This is a genomic window from Nocardia sp. NPDC050713 (genome assembly GCF_040654315.1).
Classification (GTDB): domain Bacteria; phylum Actinomycetota; class Actinomycetes; order Mycobacteriales; family Mycobacteriaceae; genus Nocardia.
Genome location: NZ_JBFAHS010000008.1, coordinates 150,366 through 175,027 on the forward strand (window position 1 = coordinate 150,366; position 24,662 = coordinate 175,027).

Consider the following 24,662-nt stretch of genomic DNA (forward strand, 5'->3'; position numbering starts at 1 on the left):
CCGATCTGCCAGAAACAAAGGACCTATGAGTTCACCGACATCGCCCCGGCTCGGCCGCGACATCATCTTCGACTACCTGCGCGAGGTGGGCATCGAGTACGCGTTCGGCGTGCCGGGCACCCACGAAATCCCGCTGCTCGACGGAACGACCATTCCCGAGAACGGTGTCGAGTACGTACCGTGTCTGCACGAGAACATCGCCCTCGGCGCCGCCATGGGCTACGCGCGCATGTCGGGACGCCCCGGCGCCGCGATCGTGCACATCACCCCCGGCACGGCCAACATCATCGGCAACCTGTACAACGCCTACCGATCCAACATCCCGCTCATCGTGTTCTGCGGACAGCAACACAGCGATCTGCTAGTCCAGGAACCGATCCTGGCCTCGGATCTCGTCCACACGGCCGAGCAATACACCAAGTGGGCCTACGAGATCCGCAGCGTCGACGAGCTGCCGCTGGTCCTGCATCGCGCGTTCAAGGAACTCCTGGTCCCGCCGTTCCGGCCAGTATTCGTTTCGCTGCCGTGGAACTTCCTGATCGAGGCGCCCGCCATGCAGCAGCGTGGCCGGGTGACTCGCGTCGCGCACAAGGTGGCGGGCGATCCGAACGGCATCGCGGCCGCCGCCGAGCAGCTCGCGCGGGCGAAGAACCCGGTGGTTCTGGTCGGTGACGGCGTCGGCGAGGCCGATGCCTGGCCGGAGATCGAGCGACTGTCGCGAATATTGGGCGCCGCGGTCTACTCGGAGAACCAAGCCAGCCGGATGAACTACCCGAACGACCTGCCGCATTGGCAGGGGGAACTAGTGCCCACCCAAGACGGTGTGCACATGCAGCTGGCCGACTTCGACACCATCTTCCAAATCGGGGTGAACTCCCAGGCGCAGATCCTGGTGTTCCGCTGGGAGAAGGGCCCGATCATCCCGGCCGAGCTCACACAGGTGACCTTGCACAACGACCCGTGGGAGATCGGCAAGAACGCCTACGCCGAGGTCGGCGTGCTCGGTGACGTCAAACGCACCCTGCCGCTGATCATCGATGCTGTCACCGGCCACGCGCAGTACGACGAAGCCGCTGTCGCACAACGTAATCGGCGGGTCGTCGAACTGGACTCCCGCCGCGACGAGGAATTCACCGCCGCCGCGGCCACCGCACTGAGCAAGGAGCCGATCCCCGACCACGTTGTGCCGATGGTGCTGGCCGAAGTGCAGAAGACCCTCGGCAAACCCCTCACGGTGATCAACGAGGACTTCGCGATCTCCGCCGCGATTCAGAAGGCGATCGCCTACGACATCCCCGACGCGTACTTCTGCACCTCCGGCGGCTCGCTCGGGTTCTCGCTGCCCGCGTCCATCGGCATCTCGCTCGCCCTCGGCGACCGGCGCTACGTCGTGACGATCGTCGGCGACGGTTCCGCGCTGTTCCACACCAATTCGTGGTGGACCATCAGCAAGTTCCAGCTTCCGGTGCTGTACCTGGTGATGAACAACCACGAATACAAGACCCTGATGACGGGGCTGTCCGCGATCGGGCAGATCTACGGTTGGCAGCCGACCAACGACGCCTGGTACCTGCGGTTGGGTCGCCCGGCCCAGGACTTCGCCGAGATCGCCGCCTCCTTCGACATTCCGGGCGAGGTGGTGACCAAGACCGGCAAACTCCGCGACGCGCTGGAACGCGGATTCGAGTCGCTCGACAACGGCGAACCGTACGTCGTCGACATCCGCATCGCGTCCTCGCCCGCGCCGCCCATCGACATGCTGCTGGCCGACAGGCCCGACATCGATCCGGTGCTGATCGACCGGCTCCAGGCGATGGGTCCGCCGTGATCCGCGCCGAACACCCGAATCCGCCACACCAGCGAACGAAGAAGGACGACCGATGACCGACGCGCAGCCGAGTTCCATACCGCTGAACCGCCGCACCCTGCTCGGCGGCGCGGCCGTCGCCGCGCTCGGAGCGGCGGGCATCGGCGGGTTCCTGTTCGCCGAGAACCGCATCGGTCCGTGGCGACTGACCGCGCGCAGCGTGGTGGACCGACTACAGGAAACCGCGGGCGGCTCCTTCCCCGGCTGCCGCCGCAACCATGCCAAAGGGGTGGCCGTCGCCGGATACTTCGAGAGCAACGGCAGCGGTGTCGAGCTGTCGAAGGCTTCGGTGTTCCATGCCGGTCGCTATCGCCTGACCGGACGGTTCTCCCTCGCGGGCGGCAACCCGCATATGCCCGACGCGCCGACCGCTCCGCGCGGACTCGGGCTGCGGCTGTTCCTGCCCAGGGGCGAGGAGTGGCGGATGGCGATGATCAACGTGCCGGTTTTCCTGGACGCCACCGCGCAAGACTTCTACGACCGAACCCTGGCGTTCGCCCCGGACCCGGCCACCGGCAAGCCCGACCCGGCCACGATGAAGCAGTACCTCGAGAGGCACCCGAAAACCGCTGCCGCGCTGGGCATCGTCGAGCAAGGCGCGCCGGCGCCGACTTTCGCCGCCTCGGCCTTCTTCGGACTCAACGCGTTCCGGTTCACCGACGGCGACGGCAGCACCGTCTCCGTACGCTGGCGGCTCGAACCGGACGGTCCGCCTCCGGCGACCGGACCTGGCGGCGGTGACAGCGCCCTTTTCGACGGCCTCGTCGCCGACCTGAAGGCAGGGCCGCTGCGCTGGCAGCTCGTCGTGATCGTCGGGGAGCCAGGCGATCCCACCGACGACGCGACCCGGATGTGGCCGAACGACCGCCGTGCCGTGCACGTCGGCACGGTCGTGCTGGACCGCGTCGACACCGAATCGGCCGACAACGTCCAGGACGTCAACTTCGATCCGCTGGTGCTGCCCAACGGAATCGAGCCCTCCGACGATCCGCTGCTGCAAGCACGCTCCGCGGCCTACAGCGAGTCCTTCCGTCGCCGCGCCGGCGAAGCCAAACCCACCGGCGCGGTGGTGGTGCGAAAGGTCTGACGACGATGACGCTCGACCAACTCAAGCGCGATACCACCCGATTCGGCCACACCGCCCGGGTACTGCACTGGCTCATGGCCGTCCTGATCCTGGCGATGCTCGGCATCGGCGCGGCGATGGTCGGCTATCTCGGCGACTACAGCCGGTTGCTGAGCTGGCACAAGACCATCGGCTTGGCGATCCTGGCGCTGGCCGTGATTCGCATCGCCTACCGCGTCCGTCGCAGGCCGCCACCCCAGATCGACACCATGTCCCGCCCGGAACGACTCGTCGCGACCGGCTCCGAAATCCTCATGTACGCGCTGTTTCTGCTCCAGCCGATCGTCGGGTGGGCGCTGGTGTCGGCGTCCGGCGTCCCGAACCGTGTGCTCGGCAACCTGCGTGTTCCCGCGATCGCCCCCGCCGATCCCGAGCTGTACGCGTTGTTGCGCACCGCGCACAGTGCGCTGGCCTACCTGCTTCTGTTCGCGTTGACCGCGCACATCTGCGCGGTCCTGTTCCACGCGTTGGTCTTACGCGACGGACTGCTTCGTCGCATGACCTTCCCGTACCGCCGGTAGATGAGCGGTGCGGTCCGGCCGGTCACCGGGATCGTGCTGGCCGGTGCGACCCTGCGGGCGCCGTTGACCTGCGTCGGACCGCTGGTACCGGCCATCGCCCACGACACCGGGCTGTCGGCCGCGACGGCGGGACTGCTCACGGCGCTGCCGCTGCTGATTTTCGCGGCGGTGCCCGCGGTGGTGTTACACACCGTGCATCGCGGGGCCGAACAGCTCGTGCGGCTCGCCTTGGCCGCGCTGCTGCTGGGGATCGTGCTGCGCTCGATGCCCGGCTCGTCGGGTCTGTTCGCCGGGACCGTGGTCATCGCGGCGGCGATCGGGTACGCCAACGTGCTGCTGCCCGCGATCGTCCGCGGCACCGTCCCCGCGGCGCGGATCATGACGGTCACCGCGGGCTACATCGCGGCGATGACCGCGGCGGCCGCCGTGTCGTCCGGGGTCGCGGTGCCCCTGGCCGAAAATCTGCCTGGCGGATGGCGTTCCGCGCTCGCCGCGGGAACGCTGCTGGTGATTGCCGCTCTACGGGCGTGGCCGATCACGGGATCCGCGCCGATGCCGCGGCCCGCCGCCCGCGTGCCGATGCCATGGAGCTCGGCGCTGGCCTGGCAGGTCAGCATATTCATGGGGCTGCAGGCGCTGGGGTTCTACACCACGCTCGCGTGGCTGCCGAGCGTGCTGCACGACAACGGGATATCGCCGCGCGCGGCCGGATTCGCGCTGTTCGCCGTCCAGATCCTCGGTCTGGCGGCCATCAACGCGATGCCGTGGCTGGCCCGCACGGTCTCGGCCAAACGGCGCCTCGCGGTGGCGGCCAGCGCGGTCGAAGCCACGGGGTTCCTGCTGCTGGCGCTCGCGCCCGGCGCGACGCCATTGGCGATCGGTCTGCTCGGCATCGGGTCCGGGGCCTGCCTCGCTTCGGCGATGGCATTCCAGAGCGAACGAGCCACCGACGCGGGCGACGCCACCGCCCTCGCGGCCATGGCCCAAACCGTCGGCTTCGCCCTCGCCGCCCTCGGACCGGTCCTCCTCGGCGTCCTCCGCGACCACACCCGAAGCTGGGGTCCCGCCCTGCTCGCCCTCGCCGCCGCCACGGCCCTGCAGGCGTTCACAGCCGCGGGCGCGGGACGCCAGAAAACCGTGCGGCACTAGGCGTACCCGGGCACTCCCCTGCTACCGGCCCGGGCGGCGAATCACGCTGCGACGCTGTGTAATCCGACCGTCGCGGGGCTCGAGCGGTACGGCGACACCCAGCTGTACGTGACGCGCGGCGCGGCGGCTGGGGTCCGCCCGTGCGGGTCGGCGCGCCCTCCGACATCACCGTCGTAGAGCTGGCCGCCGCACGTGCCTGACACACCGCCGTCGGGGATGGCGCGTCGCCGAGGAAACCCCGCGCACCGCACGGACGAGGTATACGATTCGGCAGGCGCCGCGAAAGGCACGCGGCGCGAGGATCGATGGAGGACCACGTGTCCGATGTGTTCGACCCTGTCGCGACCGATCTCGGCGCGAACGGTGGCGGGGCTGGACTGCTCTCGGAGCTGGTGGAGCACCTCAGACAGAACAGGACGGCGCTGCGCGAGGAGTGGGCGCGGCTGATCACCGAGGCTCAGCTGCTGACCGCGATGACCGCCGAGGAGATGTTCTCCGAGGTCACCTCGGTCTACGACAACTACGTGGCGGTGCTGGCGACCGGCTCGGTCGAGGCGCTCCAGGACTACGCGCGCGACCTGTCCGAGCGCATCATCCCGCGCGGGGTCGAGACCGACGAAGTGCTCGGTATCGTGCTGCTGCTGCGAGATGTGCTGGCTCGCTCGCTGTTCGAGAAGTACCAGTCCGATTTCGACCTGTTGAACCGGGTGCTGGACGCCTACGAGCCCGCGGCAAACCGCATCGCGAGCACCGTGGCGATCTCGTTCGTCGAGGAACGCGAGCGCATCATCCGCCAGCAGCAGGAAGCCATTCGCGAGCTGTCCACCCCGGTGCTCCAGGTTCGCGAGCAGCTGCTGATCCTGCCGATCATCGGCGTGCTGGACGGTCAGCGCGCGCGCCAGCTCACCGAACAACTGCTGCGCGCGATCAGGAACAACCGTGCAAAGGTGGTCGTCATCGACATCACCGGTGTGCCGACGATCGACTCCACCGTCGCCAACCACCTGGTGCAGACCGTCGACGCCTCCGGCCTGATGGGCGCCAACGTGATCATCACCGGCCTGTCCTCGGAGATCGCGCTGACCCTGGTCACCATCGGCCTGGACCTGTCGAAGATGAACGCGGTCGGCGACCTGCAAGGCGGTATCGAGGAAGCCGAACGCCTGCTCGGCTACGAGGTGAGCCGCAGCGGCGAGCAGGCGGCGCCCGCGAACTGACCGGTCGCGGTCAGCCATCCCCGTCGCGGCCGTAACCGAGCCGCACGTCGTGCACGGCCTCGCCGCCCGACACCGTCACCCGGCTGGTCACCGGCGGATATCCGCGCGCGACAACGGTGTACTGCCCCTCCGCCAGGTCGGGGACGACGTACCTGCCGTCGGCGTCGGTGCGCGCGGTGGCCGTCAGATCGCCCGCCATGTCCAGCAGCATGATCTGCACATCGGGCACCACCCGGCCGTCGGCCAGCGCCGATCCCGCGAGCACGGCGTTGGGTTCCATGTCGATGTCGTGGCGGAGCAGGCCGCTGTCCGGCACGGTGAGCGTGGTCGCGTGCGGGCGCATGTGCTCGGCGAGCGCGACCATCGTGTAGGTGCCGGAGACCACCCCGTGGCAGACGAAGGCGCCGTCGTCCGCGGTGACCGTCGCCCCGACGACCTCGCCGTGCCGATCGGTCAGCGTCACGGTGGCGCCGCCGAGCGGTTTGCCGCTGACCGCCGATCTGACCGTTCCGGAGACGGTGCCCGACCCCATCAGCTTCACGTCGAGTTCCTGCGGCCAGGAGCCCGCCACGACGCTGACCGCCGTCGGTTGGTGCCCGGCCGCTGCCGCGATCAGCACGTAGGTGCTCGCGTCGGGCACGTCGATGGAGTAGCCGCCATTGGCGTCGCCCACGGCCCTGGCGACCTGACGTCCGCCCTTGTCGATCAGCGTCAGCGCGGCCTCGGGCACCGGATGCCCGTCCTCGTGCTGGATGCGGCCGAACAGCGAGCGGGATTCCGCCGCGGCGGCGAGCACCGGTTCCGGTTCGGAGAAGACCTCCGCCGCGCCCGCCCAGACCTGCGACTCCTCCCAGCTCGACGAACCGTCCGGACCCGGCTCGGGCACGATCGGATCGTCTTGCAGTGGAATCTCTTTCATGAACATCAGCACAACGCCCGCCAGCACCGCGACCGCCGCGGCGACGTAGAACACGCCCGCCATCGCGTCGGTGAAGCCGATCAGGATCGGCGCGCGCAGGTCCTCGGGCATGGCGGCGAGTTCGCCGGTGTCGCTCTGCAACTCGCCGAGCCGGGCGGTGTCGAAGCCCTCCGGCAGTTGCCCGCCGAAGGCGTCGACGATCCGGCCGGGCAGCAAGTTGAACAGGATGGTCAGGAAGATCGCGACGCCGAGCGTGCCGCCCATCTGACGGAAGAAGGTGGCGGCCGCGGTCGAGACGCCCATGTCGGTGCGCGGTCCCGCGTTCTGCGCGGCGATGATCAGCGTCTGCATGCACGCGCCGAGGCCGCAGCCGATCACGCCGCCGTACAGCAGCGGCTCCCACAGCGGGCTGTCGTAGAGCACCCTGCCGTGCAACGCCGCGCCGAGCGCGATCAGGAAGCACCCGGCGACCGGCAGGATCTTGTACTTGCCGGTGAGCTTGGTGATGATTCCGGCGATCTGCGCGCCGATCATGATGCCGACCACGAGCGGCAGCATCAGCAGACCGGCCTTCGTCGGCGAATATCCGCGCGCCACTTGGTAATACAGCGGCACGAGCACGATCGCGCCGAACATCGCGATGCCGACGACGAAGCCACCGACGATGGACACGCTGAACGTGGAGTTACGGAACAACCGCAGCGGGATCAGCGCCGCGTCCTTCATCAGGAACTCGACGAGCACGAACAGCGCCAGCCCCGCCGCGCCGACGCCGTAGCAGACGAGCGCGCGGTCCGAGTTCCAGCCCCATTCCCTGCCCTGCTCGGCGACGATCAGCAGCGGCACAACGCATATGGTGAGCGTCAGCGCGCCGAACCAGTCGATGCGGTGCGGCTGGCGCTGGTGCGGCACATCGAGCACCTTGGCGACCACCACGAACGCGAGTATGCCGATGGGCACGTTCACCAGGAACACCCAACGCCAGCCCTCCAGGCCCGCGAGTTCGTCGTAACCGGAGAACAGCCCGCCGAGCACCGGCCCGAGCACGGTGGAGGCACCGAACACCACCATGAAATAGCCCTGATACCGGACCCTTTCGCGGGCGGGGACGATATCGCCGACGATGGTGAAGGCCAGCGACATCAGGCCGCCCGCGCCGAGTCCCTGGAAGGCGCGGAACGCGGCGAGCTCGTACATCGAGGTGGCGAACGTGCATGCCACCGAGCCGATCACGAACAGTCCGATCGCGATGAGATACCACGGTTTACGGCCGTAGATGTCGGCGAGTTTGCCGTAGAGCGGCGTGGTGATGGTCGCGGTGATCAGATAAGCCGTTGTCGCCCAGGCCTGTTCGTCGAATCCGTTCAGGCCGTTGGCGATCGGCACGATCGCGACGCTCACGATGTTCTGGTCCAGCGCGGCGAGGAAGATGCCGAGCAGCAGGCCGGAGATGATGGTGAGAATCTGCCGATGCGACAGTCGCGCGCCTGCCTCGGCCGCCAGGTCCGGCTTCGGCGCCGGAGCCTGGGTGGTCGTATTGGTCATGTAGATGCCCTGGTTCTGATCGTCCAACGGTTGCGATCTTGCGTTCGAAACAAAGCGCATCCGGCGACCGCACGCGTCCCGCGCGCGACCAAGCCCTGCGCCACAAGCGATCTGCTCTGTCGTACTGATAGATCAAGGGGATGCTGCGACCCGGCGAGCTTACCGGTGGGCCGCGCGGGCTCGCTATCGAGGCCGAGCGGTCCGCGTCGTGACGCGGGCGCGGCGATTGCTGTTCATTCGCCGCAGGCGGTATCCTTGACCTTCGATACCAACGAGTCTCATAATCTCGCTCTCGGCTAGTGGATGGCAGCACCAAACCCCGTTCGGACCGGCAGGGTGGGCGATCGCCGGTTTCGGCGGGTTCCAAGCAATGTGGACACCGACCGCGCGTCGTTCGTCGAACGGGGATTCGCATGGACGAGAACAACACCATGGTGGGCGATCCGGAGCAGGCGGCCGAGCGGTACCGTTCGCTGGTCGAACACTCCCCCGATGCCATATGCGTACACGAAGGCGGCGTCGTCGTCTATCTCAATCCGGCCGGGGTTCGCCTGCTGGCGGCCAAGTCCGCGCACGAGATCGTCGGACGCCAGGTCAGCGACTTCGTCGCACCCGATTCGGTCGCCTCGACACTGGCCAGGATCGAGGGTTCGCGCAGTACCGGCGACGCGTCCAAGCGGGCGGTCCTCACCTTGCTGCGCGCCGACGGGGCCCGCATCCCGGTGCAGACCGTCTCGGTGCTCACCATCTGGCAGGGCAAACGCGCCTACCAGGTGGTGCTGCACGATCTGAGCGCCCAGCACGCGGCCGAGCAGGCCCAGCGCCGGGCCGAACAGCACTTCACCGCGATCGTCTCGCAACTGGAGGAGGGCGTCGTCGTGATAAGCAGGCAGGGCATGATCGAGTCGATCAACCCCGCCGCGCTGCGCATATTCGGTTGTCGCGGTGTGCAACTCGTCGGCGCCCGGTTCGACGCGCTGCCGTTGCGCATGGTCGACACCGACGGTGTTCCGCTGCCCGCCACTCGTCATCCGGTCGCGCGCACCATGGCGACCGGCGAGCCGATCAGCCGCTTCGTCTTCGGCGTGGACGGCACCGACCATCACCGCCGCTGGCTGGCCGGCAACTGCCGTCTGCTCAATCCGACCGACCGGAAATCACCGGTGGTCAGCTCGTTCACCGACATCACCGCCACCAGGGCCAGCCAACGCGAGTTGCAGTACCAGGCAACGCACGACGGGCTGACCGGGCTGCTGAACCGGCCGACCATCCTGCACGATCTCGACACGGCCCTCGCCCATCCGGCGGGCGGCCCGCTGTCGGCCGTGCTGTTCGTCGACCTCGACGGGTTCAAGGCCATCAACGACTCGCACGGGCACGTGGTCGGCGATGTCGTCCTGCAAATCGTCGCCCAGCGACTGCTCCGCGCGGTGCGCCGCGGCGATCTGGTCGGCAGGCTCGGCGGCGACGAGTTCCTCGTCCTGCTCGGCGAACGCGACGTCGGCCCGGAGGCGGTCATTCAGCGGCTCGCCGCCTCGGTGGCCGAACCGATTGTCGCCCATGGACATCGGCTCACGGTCCGGGCCTCGATCGGTGTCACGATGATCGTGCCCGGCGATCCGCGCACCGCCACCGAGATCCTGCACGACGCCGACACCGCGATGTACCACCAGAAGGGCAATTCCACGCAGCTGGACGCAGTCCACCGGTAGCCCGCGCACGGCCGGAGCGAAGACGGAGGCACGCCGATTCCACACAGGCGGACGCAGTCCGTCTACAGCCCGCGCGCGGCCGGAGCGAAGGCGGAGGGTACGCCCGTAGCGAGCGGGTGACCGGTCAGGCGGTGTCGTTGGCCGGGTAGAGCCGGTGGATGGTGAGCGCCGCGGCGAGCATCCGCGAGTTGGTGGGGTCGGCGGGATCGATGCCGGTGAGCTCGGCGATGCGGCGCAGCCGATAACTGAACGTGTTCGGGTGCACGTGCAGGCGCGCGGCGGCGGCCTTGCGGTCCGAGCCGTACTCCAGGTGGGCCTCCAGCGCCTCGAGCAGGTGCGGGTTGTTCAGCAGCGGGGCGATGCGCTGGGCGAGCCGGTCGCGCGCCGCGCCCGGCCTGGTGAGCTGGTACTCGAGCAGCAGGTCGTCCAGGTGGTAACGGCCGGTCGGGCGGTTGAGCAGCCGGGCAAGGGTCGCCACCTCGGCCGCCTGCTCCGCGGAGCCGGGCAGATCCGCGCGGAGGACGCCGCGGGACTCGGCGAGATACACCGGGGTGCCGAACTGCTCGGCGAGCTCGGTGGCGAGTCCGCGATGGCGCGCGGCATCGGCAGCGGCGGACTCGGAGTGGTTGGGCAGCAAGGCGATTCCGGTCCCGCCGTCGAAGGTGACCAGTGCGGTGCCGTTGCTGAGCGAGTCCAGCGTGCGGTGCAGGATGCGAATGCGGCGGCGGGCGAGCAGGTCGGCGACCGAGTTGTGCTGCTCGTCCGGGCGCAGGTGGATGGCGAGAACGGTGTAGCGGTCGGTCAGCGGGGTGTCCGCGCGGGCGGCGAGTTCGTCGGCGGGTTGGCCGCGCAGCAGGGCGGCGCAGAGTTCGCGGCGCGCCTCGCGCTCGGCGTTGTAGATGGACTGCTCGACCTCGGTGTAGGTCTCCACGACGGTGATGTTGATGTGCATCAGCAGGTCGAGCAGCCGCGAGCCGACGACGACCAGTTCGTCTTTCTCGTCGAGGCTGGCGAGCGCGGCGGCCTCGGCGAGCACCGACTGCGCGGAGCCGTGGATGGCCTCGATCAGGATCGCCAGCGGGAAGCGGTCCTCGGCGTGCCGTTCGGCGACCGGCACCACGAACGCCGCGACCTCGGCCCTGCTGAACGCGCGCTCCTCGCCGATGGCCTGAAGCACGGCGCGTCCGCAGGCGTAGATGGTGGGTAGTACTTCGGCGGTGAAATGACCAGCGGGCAGCTCGGCGGCGGGGGGTGTGGCACCGAGGCCCGCGGCGAGCATCCGCTCGGCGATCTGGGGCCACCTGGTCAGCAATCGGGCCACCAGGGGGAGGTCCCCGGTCACCGGGGGTGAAGCGACAGCCATGGGCCGATTGTTGCCGACGACAGGGTTCGCGACAACGTATCGGTCGCGACCGCCAAGAACTTTGTCGCTGACGACAAGGGCCTCTCGATTTTCTTTTTCCGGCCGTGCAGTGACGACTTGGACCATCCGGTCTTTAATTTTCATTATCGCCTCCGCGAGATGGCGCGCGTCACACCGTGGGTTCAATTGTGTTCTGCGCCACATCGATTCACCGGGGGCGGATCCGAGCGGATGGGAAGTACGGAAATGTTTGCAACGAAGCAACGAGGCATGCGCGCGCTCGCCTGCGCCGCGATGATCGCGGGTCTGGCGCTGGCCCAGGGATCCGGCGCGGGGGTGACGATGGCGGACCCGGCCGTGGAGGGGAGTGCCGAGTCCGCCGCCCAGGCGCTGGCCGACACCATCACCGCGGGGCTCCTGCCCGCGGCCGACGGCAGGCAGCCGAAGGCGATCGTCGACACCGGCAGCAGTGGCTCGGGCTGGGCCAAGAGCACCTCTTCGGCGGCCGTCGGGGAGGGCCCGCAGATGTCCGCGGCGCTCGCCGCGTTCGCCTACGGGCTCACCCATCCCGACGCCGCGCCGTCCGGAGCCAACCGGTGGGACTGCAAGCCGAGCGCCGCGCATCCCCGCCCGGTGGTGCTGCTGCACGGCACCTGGCTCAACGCCTACGACACCTTCGCCTACATGTCGCCACGACTGGCGCAGGCCGGATACTGCGTCTTCGCTTTCAATTTCGGCCGCTCCGGGCTGATGGAGGGCGGCGGCCTCGGTACCGTGCTGCCCGGTCGCTTCGGCGTGGGCCCGATGGAGGAATCCTCGCGCCAGGTCGCCCAATTCGTCGAGCAGGTGCGCGCCGCGACCGGCGCGGAGAAGGTCGACATCATCGGGCACTCGCAAGGTGGCACGGTAGCCAACCGGTACCTGAAGTTCGACGGCGGCGAGGGCAAGGTCGACAAGCTGATCACCTTCGGCGCCACCCACCACGGCACCTCGCTGATGGGCATAGCCTCGCTCGGGCGCGCGATCAACAACCTCGGCGTCAACATCCTGGGCTTCTACGAGCCCATCGTCGGGCTCTCCAACATCCAGCAGGCCGTCGGTTCCGCGTTCTACGCGGCACTGAACGCCAACGGCGACACCGTCCCCGGGGTGGCCTACACCGCGGTCGGCTCGCGCTACGACGAGGTCACCAACCCCTACGACTGGACCTTCCTGCGCCCCGGCCCCGACGCCACGGTCGACAACATCACCTTGCAGGCGGGTTGCGAGCAGGACGTCTCCGACCACCTGACGATGATGTACTCCCCCCGCTCCACCTCGATCGCGCTGCGCGCACTCGACCCGACCGCCCCGGCGGACCTGGCGTGCACCTTCAACCCGTGGCTTATCGGCGGTGGCGGCAGCCTCTGAGTTGGCCGGTAGCTTACGACGCCAAATCCCTGGCGATGACCAAGCGCTGAATCTGGTTGGTGCCCTCGAAGATCTGGGTGATCTTGGCTTCGCGCATGTAGCGCTCGACCGGGAAGTCCTGGGTGTAGCCGTAGCCACCGAAGACCTGCACCGCGTCGGTGGTGACCTTCATGGCGGCGTCGGTGGCGACCAGCTTGGCGACGCTGGCCTGCCGCGAATAGGGCAGGCCCGCGTCGCGGCGGCGGGCGGCGTCGAGGTAGGTGGCGCGGGCGGAGTCCACCGCGGCGGCCATGTCGGCGAGGACGAAGCCGAGGCCCTGATGGTCGATGATGCGGCGGCCGAACGCCTCACGCTCCTTGGCGTAGGCCACCGCGTCGTCCAGGGCGCGTTGCGCGAGGCCGGTCGCCACGGCGGCGATGCCGAGACGTCCGGAGTCCAAGGCGCTGAACGCGATCGAGAGACCCTGGCCGTCGGCGCCGATCAATCGTTCGGCGGGCAGGAACGCCCCGTCGTAGGCCGCTGTCGTGGTCGGCACCGCGCGCAGGCCCATCTTCTCCTCGGGTTTGCCGAAGCTCAGACCCTCGGTGTCCGCGGGGACCAGGAAACAGGAGACGCCGCGAGACCCTTCGCCGGTGCGCGCGAACAGGGTGTAGTAATCCGCCCGCCCGCCGTTGGTGATCCAGGATTTGGTGCCCTCGATCCGGTACCCGCCCTCGACCGCGGTGGCCTTGCAGCGTAGCGCCGCCGCGTCCGAACCGGCGTGCGCCTCGGAGAGGCTGTACGCGCCGATCATGGTGCCGGACAACATCTCCGGCAGCCACCGCCGCTGCTGCTCGGGCGTGCCGAAGACGAAAAGCGGGTGGCAGGAGAGGCTGTGCACGCTGACCGCCACCGCGACCGCCGCCCACCGCGCGGCCAGCTCCTCGAGCACCTGCAGGTACACCTCGTAGGGCTGACCGCCGCCGCCGAAAGCCTCCGGGTAGGGCAGGCTGAGCAGCCCGGCCGCGCCCAGCGCGCGGAACGCTTCCTCAGGGTACTTCTGCTGTTTCTCGAACTCCGCCGCGTTCGGCTCGAGCACCTTGTCGGCGATCTCCCTGGTGAGCTCGATCAGATCGCGCGCTTCCTCGGTGGGCAGCAGTCGGTCGACAGGCATCTCATCATCTCCGCGGCGGGGGTGGTCGGCTTGCCAACACATTATGACCAACATCCAATTGCATGCAATACAGCATGTACTTTCCAGCCGTTATACTGCACGAATGGTTTCCGATCTGCCGCCGAACAAGCACCAGGAGAAGAGTCTGCGGACTCGGGCGCTGCTGCTGGACGCGGCGATCGACAGCCTCGCCGAGGTGGGCTACGGCGGCGCCTCCATCGCCGACATCACCGCGCGCGCGGGCGTCACCCGGGGCGCCCAGCTGCACCACTTCCACACCCGCCATGAGCTGTTCGCCCAGACCATCGGGCACCTCACCGAGCGCCAGCGCCAAGCGCTGCACCGCCGCCTGCGCACGCTGGCCGAAGATCTCACCGCAGGGACAATCCTCGTCGAGCTGGTGACCGCCACTTTCGCGGGCAAACTCGGCCGCGCCTGCGTCGAGCTCTACGTCGGCATCGCCAACGACCGCGAGCTGCGCCGCGAAATGCTGCGCGTGCAACACGATCTCACCGTCGAACTGCTCGACCGCTGCGCCGAACTCATCGGGCCGGACATCCCCCGCGCCCGCCTCGACTCCGCCTTCTGGCTCACCATCAACCTCGTGCGCGGCGCGACCCTCGACGAGATGGTCGGCCGCGACCGCGCCCGTCGCAAGCAGGTGCTCGCCGACTGGACCGTGCTCGCCGAGCTGGCCCTGCGGCGGGAGTGAGCCACGAACCGGCACGGCTGGCCGGAAATGTGGATTTCTTGGCCGCAGGTCTGTCCTGTCAGCGCGCCGTCCGCTCCTAGCGTTGTTCCACGACATCGGCGGGAGCGGAAGGCGTAGGTCCATGACATTCGACTACGACGTGGTGGTCGTCGGTTCGGGGTTCGGCGGCAGCGTGACCGCGCTGCGGCTGACCGAGAAGGGATACCGCGTCGCGGTGCTGGAAGCGGGTCGCCGCTTCACCGACGACGAGTTCGCCGAAACCTCTTGGCGACTGCGGAAATATCTCTGGGCGCCGCGACTGGGTTGCTACGGCATCCAGCGCCTCGCGCTGCTGAAGGACACGTTCGTGATGGCGGGCGCGGGTGTCGGCGGCGGGTCGCTGGTCTACGCGAACACCCTGTATGAACCCCCGGAACGATTCTTCACCGACCGGCAGTGGGGTCACATCACCGACTGGCGCGCGGAACTCGCACCGCACTACGACCAGGCCGCGCGGATGTTGGGCGTGACGACCAATCCCGCGACGACCCAGTCCGACCGGGTGCTGCGCGAGGTCGCCGAAGACCTCGGCGTCGCCGACTCCTACCGCAGCACGCCGGTCGGCGTCTTCTTCGGCGGCCCCGGCGTCAAGCCGGGACAGGACGTGCCCGACCCGTTCTTCGGCGGCGTCGGACCGGACCGGAGGTCCTGCACACACTGCGGCGAGTGCATGACCGGCTGCCGCCACAACGCGAAGAACACCTTGGTCAAGAACTACCTGTATCTTGCGGAAAAGGCCGGGGCCACAGTGCATCCACTGACGACGGTGACCGACGTGCGACCACGCGAAGGCGGCGGTTTCACGATCACCACGCAGCGCACCGGCCGCACCGTACGCAAGCAGCGCCGCGAGTTCACCGCCGAGCAGGTGGTCTTCTCCGCCGCGGCCCTCGGCACCCAGCGCCTGCTGCACCGCCTGCGCGACACCGGCTCGCTGCCCGCCGTCTCGGGCATGCTCGGACAGCTCTCGCGCACCAACTCCGAGGAACTGCTCGGCGCCCGCAGCCGCCGCGCCGACGCCGACTTCACCAAGGGCGTCGCCATCACCTCCTCGATCCATCCCGACGCGGACACCCACGTCGAACCGGTGCGATACGGCAAGGGCAGCAACGCCTTCGCGCTGATGGCGACCGTGATGGTCAGCGGCGACACCCCGCGCCTCGGGCTGTGGCTGCGCGCGCTGTGGCGCGCCCGCCGCGATTTGCTGCGCGCGCACAACCCGCGGCGTTGGTCCGAACAGACGATCGGGCTGCTGGTGATGCAATCGGTGGACAACTCCATCACCACCTACACCAAGCGCGGCTGGTTCGGACGCCGCACGATGACCACGAAACAGGGTGCGGGCCAGCCGAATCCGACCTGGGTGCCCGCCGGGCACGAAGTCGCGGGGCGGGTGGCAGGCAAGATCGACGGCTTTCCCCTCGGCACCGCGTCCGGCGTCTTGAACATCCCGATGACCGGGCACTTCATCGGCGGCTGCGTGATCGGCGACTCGGCCGAGACCGGCGTCGTCGATCCGTACCACCGGCTCTACGGCCACCCCGGCCTGCACGTCATCGACGGCTCGACGATCTCGGCGAACCTCGGGGTCAACCCGTCGCTGACCATCACCGCGCAGGCCGAACGCGCGGTCTCGTTGTGGCCCAACAAAGGTGAGGCCGATCCGCGCCCCGCCCTCGGCGCACCGTACCGGCGACTCGGCCCGATCGCGCCGCGTCACCCGGTCGTCCCGCCGACCGCCCCTGCGGCGCTGCGCCTTTCGGCCGCCGCGCGGCAGCTGCCGATCGAGCCGGTGCGCTGACCCGCACCGGCGACCGGGTTCGCGGCGAACGTCAGGCGAGCTTCTTCGCCAGCGCGCGGCCCGCGGCGCGACCGGAGAAGATGCAGCCGCCGAGGAAGGTGCCTTCCAGCGCGTTGTAGCCGTGCACGCCGCCGCCGCCGAAGCCCGCGACCTCGCCCGCGGCGTACAGGCCGGGCAGCGGGGCGCCGTCGGGACGGATCACCTGGGAGTCGAGATTGGTCTGGAGTCCGCCGAGGGTCTTGCGGGTGAGGATGTTCAGCCGCACCGCGATCAGCGGACCAGCCTTGGGATCGAGGATGCGGTGCGGCTTGGCGACCCGGCCCGCCTTGTCACCGAAGTACTGGCGCGCGTTGGTGATCGCCATCAACTGGGCGTCCTTGCCGTACTTGTTGTCGATCTCGCGGTCGCGCGCGACGATCTGCCGCTCCAGGTCGTCGAAGTCGAGCTGGGGTCCGCGCGCGATCTTGTTCATGCCCTCGACCAGCTCGCGCAGCGTGTCGGCGACGACGAAATCGACACCGTGCTGTTTGAACGCCTCCACCGGGCCGGGTGCGCCCTTGGCCACCCGGCTCTTGAGGGTGAGTTTGAGGTCCTTGCCGGTGATGTCGGGGTTCTGCTCGGAACCCGACAGCGCGAACTCCTTCTCGATGATCGACTGAGTCAGCACGAACCAGGAGTAGTCGTAGCCGGTCGCCAGGATCGCCTTCATCGTGGTGTTGGTGTCGAATCCGGGGAAACACGGTGCGGGCAACCGCTTTCCGTTGGCGTCGAACCACAGCGAGGACGGCCCTGGGATGATGCGGATGGCGTGGTCGGGCCAGATCGGGTCCCAGTTGTGGATGCCTTCGGTGTAGTGCCACATGCGGTCCCGGTTCACGATCGCGCCGCCCGCGCTCTCCGAGATGGCGAGCATCCGGCCATCGACGTGCGCCGGAACGCCCGAGATGAGCGTCTCCGGGCAGGGACCGAGTCGCTCGGTGGGCCAGTTGCGCCGGATCATCTCGTGGTTGTGACCGATGCCGCCGGAGGTCACCACGACTGCCTTGGCACGGAACTCGAACTCCCCCACCGCTGTGCGCGACGACGCTTTGCCGCGTTCGAGGTCGGTGTCCTCCAGGACGGCGCCGCGCACACCGACCACCGCGCCGTCCTCGACGATCAGCTCGTCCACCCGGTGGCGGAAACTGAAGCCGACCAGCCCGCGCCGCTCGCCCTCCAGCACCGGCTCCTGGAAGACCCGCACGACCTCGGGACCGGTGCCCCAGGTGAGATGGAAACGCGGCACCGAATTGCCGTGGCCGTCGGCGGCCGCGCCGCCGCGCTCGGCCCAGCCGACCAGCGGCGTCACCCGCAAGCCCAAGGCGTGCAAATAATCCCGCTTCTCGGTGGCCGCGAAGCGCACGTACGCCTCGGCCCACTGGCGCGCCCAGAGATCCTCGTCGTCGCGGTCGAAGCCAGCCGAGCCGAGCCAATCCTGCAGCGCCAGTTCGTAGGAGTCCTTGATGCCGAGGCGCCGCTGCTCCGGGCTGTCCACGAAGAACAATCCACCGAGCGACCAGAACGCCTGCCCGCCGAGATTGTTGCGGTTTTCCTGGTCGAGCAGGTGCACCTTGCGGCCCGCCTTGACCAGCTCGTGGGCGGCGACCAGGCCGGCGAGGCCCGCGCCGACCACGATGACATCGGCCTCGCGCGCGAATTCGGGACTGCAGTTGGTCATGTTCATCCTTCGATTGGCGTGCTGTAGGCCAGCACGACGTGACAGAAGAGGTCGGTGCGCCGCCGCAGGGCGATGCGGCTGCGCGGTTCCATCAGCACCTGCACCGCGGTGCCGTCGTGCACGGCCACCATGGCCTGGCCGAGCGCCTCCGGGTCGGGCACGCCGCGCCCGACCCGGCCGAGCGCGGCGACCACGGTCGGCATCAGCGCCGCGACGATCGCCTCCTCGCGGGCCGCCATCACCCGGCGCAGCGTCGGTGTGCGCAGCGCGTGGCTGGTGAACTCGGCCGTGATCCGGTACCACGCCTCGTCCAGCGGGACGGCGCGCAGCAGCCGGTCCACCGCATCGCGGAGGTCGGCGACGCCCTCGACGGAGATGTCGTCCAGGGCGGTGCGGACATCGGCGAGCATGGCAGCCGAGCGTTCCTCCCACATAGCGAGGAACAGCTCGTCGAGCGAGGTGAAGTTCGAGTAGAACGCGCCGCGGGTGAAACCGGCGCGCTCGCAGACCCGCTCGACCGTGGCCCGGCCGAACCCGTCCTCGGCGAAGACCTCGTACGCGGCGGTGAGCAGGCGTTTGCGGGTCGCGACCCGTCTGCGAGTCGCCGGGCGCGCCGGCGTTCCCGCGGTGGACGACGCCATCGTGGACTCCTCTCGCCGGACGGCCGGTTCGATACACCGATGTATTCGATACGAAAATGTATCAAACCTAGCGCGTGCCGAAACCGGAAACGGCGCGGAACGCCGAGAGGGGTTACCGGTCCGGCGGGGCGATCTTGCTGATCAGGACATCCCCGTCGCGCGGGGTCACGGTGACGAACTGCCGATAGGTGCGCACCGCCGCGTCGGGGCGGGTCTCGGTGATCACCACGTCGAAGCGGCCGTCCGGCAGCGGAAGCACGAGCACGCAGTGGCTGGTGCCCATGGGGACGGAGGCGATGCCCGCGTCGATGACGTCGATGCGCGACACCGCCGCGTCGGGCGTGGTCACCGCTCGCGCCGCGACACCGGACTTGGTCACGTAGTAGGCGTGCTGGAAGGCGAGGATCGCGTCGGGTCCGCTGGCGACCGAGCCGGTGCCGTTGCCGCGCACCAGCTGATCGGATCGGGTCGGCTCACAGCCCGGTCCTCCCCCGAGCACCGGGTCGGCGACCGTGGCCGATTGACGCGGTTCGGTCACCTCCGCGGCGTACACCAGCACCACCGCCACCGCGGCGAGCGACGCGCCGACGGCCGCGCCGCCGACGAGCCAGGGACGCCGCCGGTTTCGCGGTCGCCTGCGCCGCGGCGGTCGTCTGCGCTGCTGCGCCCGGAGCGGCTGTCCGACCTGTTGCGGCGGGATCATGCCCGGCCACAACGGCACCGTCGCCGCATCCCGGCCACGGCGCAGGGCGCCGCGGCGCGCGACAGTGCGGCTGCCGAGATCGAACGCGTTCGACGCCATGACTCCGCCGCACCCTCCGTATCAATGCCATTGCGCAATAACAAGATTGCACAGATGCGCCGAAGATGACGGATGAATGACGGAGAGAGGCCGAAGACCACACGGCATAATGTCGCCCTGGGTGGGACCCGAGGCGACACGATCGGCGGGGCCGTGTCCGATCTCGATCGTTCCTACAGAGAGGCATACATGCGCCGAGAGCAGGCGACCCTACGTCCGACGGTGTTACCGAGAAGCGGTTTCGCCGAGCGGCACCGCGCGACCCGGGAAGCGGTCTTGGCCTCGCAGCGGGGCAGGATCATCTCCGCGATGGTGGAAAGCGTTCAGGCCAAGGGTTATTCCGCGACGACGCTCTCCGACGTCGTCGGCCGGGCCAGGGTGTCGCGCAGCACGTTCTACGAACACTTCGCCAACAAAGAGGAGTGCTTCGTCGAGGCCGTGCACACCGGCATCGACATCGTCGCCACTCGCATCGCCGAGGAACTCGCCCAGCTCCCGCCGGATGCCGACGCGCGCGCCAAGATTCGCTCCATCGTGCACACCTACTGCGAAATGATCGTCACCGAACCGGATTTCGCGTGCGTCGTGCTCGTGGAGTCGTTCAAGGTGGACCAGGCGGCCGTGGCCTACCGCGACCTCGCCGTCGACCGTTTCGCCGAGCTGTACCGCGTCTTCTACCGGCACGAGCGGGCGGCCGACCCCAGCTTGCCCGAACTGGCGGACGATCTGATCGCGCTGATACCGGAGGCGATCGGCGAGCGGACCCGTCGCACCATTGTCTCCGACGGGCCGGAGCGAGTGCCCGAATTGGCCCCGCTGTTCGTGGATTTCGCGTCGACGGTGCTGGGCCTGAACGGCTGAACGCACGGTCTCGGCTGCTGAAAACTGGGTCTCGGCTGACCGCGCTCGCTCGGCTGCTGATGGCAATCGCTCGGCCGACCGCGGCGGCGGTGCCGAATCAGAACAGCGTCATCGGCTCGTCCGCCACCGGTTCGGGCAGCGGATCGAGTTCCGGGAGCCGCTCGCGGACCTCGTCGTGGAAGCGCCGCGCCAAGTCCAGCGCGCCCGCGTTGTCGGGGGTGTGCAGGAATACCGTCGGCGAGCGGCCTTCGCGCAGCCAGGCGGTCACTGTGTCGAGCCAAGGACGCCACCCGGCGACGGTGCGCTCGACGTCGTCGCGACCGTGGTACCGCACGATCGGGTATTCGGTGAGTGCTTCGGTGCGCCGCGGCACGCGCGGCTTCTTCGACCGCGCCTCCTGCTCCGCCGGGCCCGCCGCGACGCCGTCGAAAAGCACTGTGGTGTCGAAGGTTGTCCATTCCGCGCCGACCCGGGCCAGCACGCGCTCCAGCGCCTGACCCGCGCGCCGGTCCTCGAAGAAGGCCGGGTGCCTGACCTCGACCCCGCACCGGTATCCCGAGGGCAGCTCGCGCAGGAAGGCCGCCAGCGCGCCGAGATCGGTCGGACCGAACGAGCCGGGCAGCTGCACCCACAGCGTGTGCAGGCGCGGCCCGAGCGGCTCCATCGCGCCGAGGAACGCCCGCAATTCCTGGTCCGCGCCGGTGAGCCTGCGCTCATGGGTGATCGGCTTGGGCAGCTTCAGCACGAAACGGAAATCGGGCCCGGTCTGCTCGGCCCAGGATTCGACGGTGTGGCGCGCGGGGGTCGCGTAGAACGTGGTGTTGCCCTCGACCGCGGTGCAGCGCTCGGCGTACCAGCGCAACCGTTCCGCGGGTCCAAGCTGCCGCTCCTGCCATGCCGCGTGCGTCCACATCGCACATCCCACGTGAAGCCGCATGCCCGCGACGTTAGCGCGCGGCGGGGCGGGAGTCGTCGGCGGACTCGGTCTCGGATTCCTCTGGCCGCAGCATGCGCAGCAGCAACACGACGAACGTGCAACCGCCGGTGATCAAGATCGCCGTCAGGCCGGGCATCATGGAGAGCAATCGGTCGGGATCGGCGTAGCCGCGCGGGATGTCCAGCTCGCCACCGAAGATGCGTCCACGCAGGGCGACGACCACGCCGGGCACGAACAATAGCGACAAACCGAGCACCTTGCTCGGGCTGTGGTTCGGCTGGGCAGTGCCGAAGCAGTAGCCGGTGACCAGCGCAAGCGCCATACTGCCGGTGACGGTCGCCGCGGGCGTGGGACCTTCGGGCCGCGCGGTCGCCGCGGCGAACGCACCGAGCACCGCGATCGCCGCCAATGCGGCAACCGGCATCGGGCGGGCCACTCCGAGCACCATGCCACCCACCGTGACGCCCAGCAGCAGCGGCACCGTCCACCCGGACAGCCCGGTCACCACGACCGCGCCGCCCACCGCCGCGATGGCCGTGCTGAGGGCGACGAGTACGCCGTCGCGGCCGGGCAGCAACAGCGCGACAGCCAGCACCGTGACCACCGTGACTGTGACAGCGAACAGCACCTGGAACAGCGTGGAGCCGCGGGTGGCCAGCCACTCCGCACTGCCGAGGGTGATGAGCATCGCGAGCAGCACGGCGACGATCGGTCGCAGCGGCAGCTCGACCGCGATCGCCGATTCGTGCCGCCGATGCCTGTTCAGCAAGGTCGACGCCAGCACCAGCGCGACGGTCGGCCAGAGCAGCCACAGCGGCGGCGAGCCCGTGATGATATCGGCGGGCAATTCCGGTGCCGTCGGATGACCGATGCCGGGCACGCTCAGATCGCCGACCACGATGCTGGTGAGGGCGCCGAGGGTCGCCGCGCCCGCGTACGGCGTGTGCAGCCGGGCCGCCGTCATCAGCCCGCCGAGCAGCATTCCGCCCGCCATCGAATCGATGTCATTGAGCGTGGTCAGCGGGGCGAGCGCGGCGAAGCTGCGGCCAAGCAGGTGGTTGATCAGCAGCGCGACGGTGCCGAACAACGCGACCAGCCACGCCACTACGTCCGAGTCCGCGCTGCTCGAGAAGGCAGCGGCGATGACGGCGACGATGAAGCCGATCGCGGTGGCCCTCGGCATGTTGTGGGCGAGCAGCTGCATTTCCATTGTCGCCGTCCCGCTGACCCACGCCAGCGAGATCGGTGTGGTGAGCGCCAGGCCACCGACCACGGCGGCGACGAACGCCGTGATCAGCTCGACCGCACCTGTGCAGTGTCGCACCAGGTCAAAGGTAGTGGACTAGGCCTCCCGCTGGTCGATTTAGCGGATGTGAGTGTCGCTAGCGGCGAATTCGACCGCGCCGACGACCACGGCGTCGTACGCTGAAGCCGCCATGGAACTGGACAATCGACCAAACTCGTCGCTCCTGCACGCTCGTCTTCCCGAGGTGGCGGACAACCTGCCCTTCCAACGGCTCGGCGTCGCGCCGACACCGGTGCGGCCGCTGGCCGGGCTCGCGACCGGCGTCGCTCCGGTCTGGCTCAAGGACGAGAGCGCCTACGGCGACGGCGGCTGGGGCGGCAACAAGGTGCGCAAGCTGGAATGGTTGCTGCCGGAGGCGCTGCGGACCGGTCGCCGCACCTTGCTCACGGTCGGTGGCGTCGGTACCAACTGGGGTTTGGCGGCCGCGCTGTACGGGCGCGATCTCGGGCTGCACACGGTGCTCGCACTGATCGACCAACCGATCGACGAGCACGTGCGAGCGCAACTGGTCCGGCTCGCGGCCTCCGGCGCCGAAATCCACCGGACGCACACCAAAGCGCGCACCGTCCTCACCGCTCCGCTGCTGTACATCAAGCACTGGCGACCGGGCGCGACCCCCTACTACCTGCCCGCGGGCGGCTCCGCACCGCTCGGCGTACTCGGTTACGTCGAGGCAGGGTTGGAGATCGCCGCCCAGGTCCGCGCGGGCGACCTGCCCGAACCCTCGCACGTCGTCACCGCGATCGGCTCCGGCGGGACAGCGGCCGGGCTGGTACTCGGCCTGCGTCTCGCGGGATTGCGCACCAAGGTCTTCGGCGTCGTCGTCAACGACACCCTCCGCCTCGACGCCCCGACGCTGCTGCGGTTGGCGGACCGCACCATCGCCCTGCTGCGCAAGCGCGGCGCGATCTTCGACCCACCGGTGCTCACGGCCGACGATCTCGAGATCAGCAGGGACTGGCTCGGCCCCGGTTACGGTCACCCGATCCCCGCCGCGACCGAAGCGGCCGCGATCGCGCACGAACGCGAGGGCCTCGTCTTGGAGCCGGTCTACACCGCCAAGGCCCTGGCCGCCCTGCATTCCCGCAACGCCGAGGGCGGTTTCGGTGTGGGTCCCGTGCTGTTCCTGAACACCAACGGGCCGCGCTGATCATTGATCGACCGATTGTCAGAAGCGGTCGAAAATCTCGAGTAGCCGACTACTCGTTTTCGCAAGACGTGAGCGCCGTCCGGGGCCGGACCGCCAGCGCGCGCCGTCGGTTGGGATCCACGGCAGCGCTTTGAGCGCGGTGTCGAGCCTGAGCTCACCGGACGCGTAATGCGGTCAGGCGCCAGCCCGCGGCGCGCGTGTGCACGATGCGGCCCGCCAGGGCGAAGCGTCGGGGACCCCGGTCGTAGCCCGCGAAGACTTCCGCGGTGCGCGCGTCGACCGGTGTCACCGCGACACGCGCCAGGACGGCGACGCCCAGAGTTCGGCCCGGCGCCAGGTCTCCCACGATCAGGGTGCGCACCGCCGATACCACCGCGGGCTCCGCGATGGACGCCAGTTGTCCGATCGGTCTGCGCTGGTCGAGCACCTCCAGCGTGAGGCGCAGCGATCGCTCGGCGAACTTGCGCGCCGAGCGGATCAGCTCGTCGGTTTCCACTGGGGCGTGCGACTCCCGGACGACGCGCTGAACGCCTGTTCCGGCACCCGACGCACCACGCGGGCGCACCCGGAAGGGCTCGGATCGCCGTGGTTTGTGAAAACCGCGCAGCGGCGGCTCGCTGTGCGGAGCGGGCGACAACGCCTTGCGCTCGTCGGACATCTGGCACCCCCGTGAACTCGGCATGTTTGCTGGCCGATCCTGCCGACCGCGGGACC

At 69.2% G+C, this 24,662-nt stretch carries 20 protein-coding genes and 1 pseudogene; 12 read left to right on the forward strand and 9 right to left on the reverse strand.

What is annotated here, in order from left to right:
• The first annotated feature begins 25 nt into the window (after nucleotides 1-25).
• The 6 genes and pseudogenes from AB0H49_RS17235 to AB0H49_RS17260 all read left to right on the forward strand — a co-directional run bounded on the left by AB0H49_RS17235 (nucleotide 26) and on the right by AB0H49_RS17260 (nucleotide 5,880).
• A complete protein-coding gene (locus tag AB0H49_RS17235) occupies nucleotides 26-1,828 on the forward strand; it encodes a thiamine pyrophosphate-binding protein (RefSeq protein ID WP_357252402.1) in 1,803 nt (600 codons plus the stop codon).
• Between the two features lie 52 nt (nucleotides 1,829-1,880).
• Nucleotides 1,881-2,954: a catalase family peroxidase gene (locus tag AB0H49_RS17240; protein WP_357252405.1), complete on the forward strand. Its 1,074-nt coding sequence runs from the start codon at nucleotides 1,881-1,883 to the stop codon at nucleotides 2,952-2,954.
• A gap of 5 nt (nucleotides 2,955-2,959) precedes the next feature.
• Nucleotides 2,960-3,514, forward strand: a complete 555-nt coding sequence (locus AB0H49_RS17245) for a cytochrome b (RefSeq protein WP_357252408.1) — start codon at nucleotides 2,960-2,962, stop codon at nucleotides 3,512-3,514.
• Entirely contained in the window at nucleotides 3,515-4,663 is a 1,149-nt protein-coding gene (locus tag AB0H49_RS17250; protein ID WP_357252411.1) for an MFS transporter, read from the forward strand.
• Nucleotides 4,664-4,711: 48 nt separating this feature from the next.
• Nucleotides 4,712-4,863 (forward strand): annotated as a pseudogene (locus AB0H49_RS17255) (metallophosphoesterase); the annotation flags it as partial.
• Between the two features lie 117 nt (nucleotides 4,864-4,980).
• Nucleotides 4,981-5,880 carry an STAS domain-containing protein gene (locus tag AB0H49_RS17260; protein WP_355001015.1) on the forward strand — a complete coding sequence of 300 codons (900 nt, stop codon included), beginning with the start codon at nucleotides 4,981-4,983 and terminating at the stop codon, nucleotides 5,878-5,880.
• A 10-nt stretch (nucleotides 5,881-5,890) separates the two neighbouring features.
• Here AB0H49_RS17260 and AB0H49_RS17265 read toward each other — a convergent pair whose 3' ends face one another.
• The gene (locus tag AB0H49_RS17265; protein WP_357252414.1) at nucleotides 5,891-8,371 is read right to left on the reverse strand and encodes an MFS transporter; all 2,481 of its coding nucleotides are present in this window, start codon (nucleotides 8,369-8,371) and stop codon (nucleotides 5,891-5,893) included.
• Between the two features lie 386 nt (nucleotides 8,372-8,757).
• Here AB0H49_RS17265 and AB0H49_RS17270 point away from each other — a divergent pair, with 386 nt between their 5' ends.
• Nucleotides 8,758-10,056: a diguanylate cyclase gene (locus tag AB0H49_RS17270; RefSeq protein WP_355001017.1), complete on the forward strand. Its 1,299-nt coding sequence runs from the start codon at nucleotides 8,758-8,760 to the stop codon at nucleotides 10,054-10,056.
• A 124-nt stretch (nucleotides 10,057-10,180) separates the two neighbouring features.
• Here AB0H49_RS17270 and AB0H49_RS17275 read toward each other — a convergent pair whose 3' ends face one another.
• Nucleotides 10,181-11,419 carry a helix-turn-helix domain-containing protein gene (locus AB0H49_RS17275; protein WP_355001018.1) on the reverse strand — a complete coding sequence of 413 codons (1,239 nt, stop codon included), beginning with the start codon at nucleotides 11,417-11,419 and terminating at the stop codon, nucleotides 10,181-10,183.
• Nucleotides 11,420-11,689: 270 nt separating this feature from the next.
• Here AB0H49_RS17275 and AB0H49_RS17280 point away from each other — a divergent pair, with 270 nt between their 5' ends.
• Nucleotides 11,690-12,829 carry an alpha/beta fold hydrolase gene (locus AB0H49_RS17280; protein WP_355001019.1) on the forward strand — a complete coding sequence of 380 codons (1,140 nt, stop codon included), beginning with the start codon at nucleotides 11,690-11,692 and terminating at the stop codon, nucleotides 12,827-12,829.
• Between the two features lie 13 nt (nucleotides 12,830-12,842).
• On the opposite strand, the gene AB0H49_RS17285 is transcribed toward AB0H49_RS17280, so the two are convergent.
• Nucleotides 12,843-13,982 carry an acyl-CoA dehydrogenase family protein gene (locus tag AB0H49_RS17285; RefSeq protein WP_355001020.1) on the reverse strand — a complete coding sequence of 380 codons (1,140 nt, stop codon included), beginning with the start codon at nucleotides 13,980-13,982 and terminating at the stop codon, nucleotides 12,843-12,845.
• Nucleotides 13,983-14,085: 103 nt separating this feature from the next.
• On the opposite strand from AB0H49_RS17285, the gene AB0H49_RS17290 reads away from it, so the two are divergent.
• Together AB0H49_RS17290 and AB0H49_RS17295 are read left to right on the forward strand one after the other, a co-directional pair.
• Nucleotides 14,086-14,694, forward strand: coding sequence for a TetR family transcriptional regulator (locus tag AB0H49_RS17290; protein ID WP_357252420.1), 609 nt, complete (start codon nucleotides 14,086-14,088; stop codon nucleotides 14,692-14,694).
• Nucleotides 14,695-14,815: 121 nt separating this feature from the next.
• Nucleotides 14,816-16,534 (forward strand): GMC family oxidoreductase, encoded by a 1,719-nt coding sequence (locus tag AB0H49_RS17295; RefSeq protein ID WP_357252423.1) that lies wholly within the window; start codon nucleotides 14,816-14,818, stop codon nucleotides 16,532-16,534.
• 31 nt (nucleotides 16,535-16,565) lie between these two features.
• Here AB0H49_RS17295 and AB0H49_RS17300 read toward each other — a convergent pair whose 3' ends face one another.
• From AB0H49_RS17300 to AB0H49_RS17310, 3 genes are all read right to left on the reverse strand, one after another.
• Complete coding sequence (locus tag AB0H49_RS17300; protein WP_355001023.1) at nucleotides 16,566-18,257, reverse strand: FAD-binding dehydrogenase; 1,692 nt, start codon at nucleotides 18,255-18,257, stop codon at nucleotides 16,566-16,568.
• A complete protein-coding gene (locus tag AB0H49_RS17305; RefSeq protein WP_355001024.1) occupies nucleotides 18,254-18,892 on the reverse strand; it encodes a TetR/AcrR family transcriptional regulator in 639 nt (212 codons plus the stop codon). Before AB0H49_RS17305 ends, AB0H49_RS17300 begins: the two co-directional genes overlap by 4 nt.
• Before the next feature lie 112 nt (nucleotides 18,893-19,004).
• Complete coding sequence (locus AB0H49_RS17310; RefSeq protein WP_355001025.1) at nucleotides 19,005-19,694, reverse strand: hypothetical protein; 690 nt, start codon at nucleotides 19,692-19,694, stop codon at nucleotides 19,005-19,007.
• Between the two features lie 309 nt (nucleotides 19,695-20,003).
• Between AB0H49_RS17310 and AB0H49_RS17315 the strand changes: the two genes are divergently transcribed.
• Nucleotides 20,004-20,555 (forward strand): TetR/AcrR family transcriptional regulator, encoded by a 552-nt coding sequence (locus AB0H49_RS17315; RefSeq protein ID WP_355001026.1) that lies wholly within the window; start codon nucleotides 20,004-20,006, stop codon nucleotides 20,553-20,555.
• A 97-nt stretch (nucleotides 20,556-20,652) separates the two neighbouring features.
• Here the strand turns inward: AB0H49_RS17315 and AB0H49_RS17320 are convergent, their stop codons facing one another.
• Nucleotides 20,653-21,492 (reverse strand): DUF72 domain-containing protein, encoded by an 840-nt coding sequence (locus tag AB0H49_RS17320; protein WP_357252427.1) that lies wholly within the window; start codon nucleotides 21,490-21,492, stop codon nucleotides 20,653-20,655.
• Nucleotides 21,493-21,502: 10 nt separating this feature from the next.
• Nucleotides 21,503-22,816, reverse strand: a complete 1,314-nt coding sequence (locus AB0H49_RS17325) for a hypothetical protein (protein WP_355001028.1) — start codon at nucleotides 22,814-22,816, stop codon at nucleotides 21,503-21,505.
• A 166-nt stretch (nucleotides 22,817-22,982) separates the two neighbouring features.
• On the opposite strand from AB0H49_RS17325, the gene AB0H49_RS17330 reads away from it, so the two are divergent.
• Entirely contained in the window at nucleotides 22,983-23,948 is a 966-nt protein-coding gene (locus AB0H49_RS17330) for a pyridoxal-phosphate dependent enzyme (RefSeq protein WP_357252430.1), read from the forward strand.
• 154 nt (nucleotides 23,949-24,102) lie between these two features.
• On the opposite strand, the gene AB0H49_RS17335 is transcribed toward AB0H49_RS17330, so the two are convergent.
• A complete protein-coding gene (locus tag AB0H49_RS17335) occupies nucleotides 24,103-24,606 on the reverse strand; it encodes an Rv3235 family protein (protein WP_357252433.1) in 504 nt (167 codons plus the stop codon).
• Between the last annotated feature and the right edge of the window lie 56 nt (nucleotides 24,607-24,662).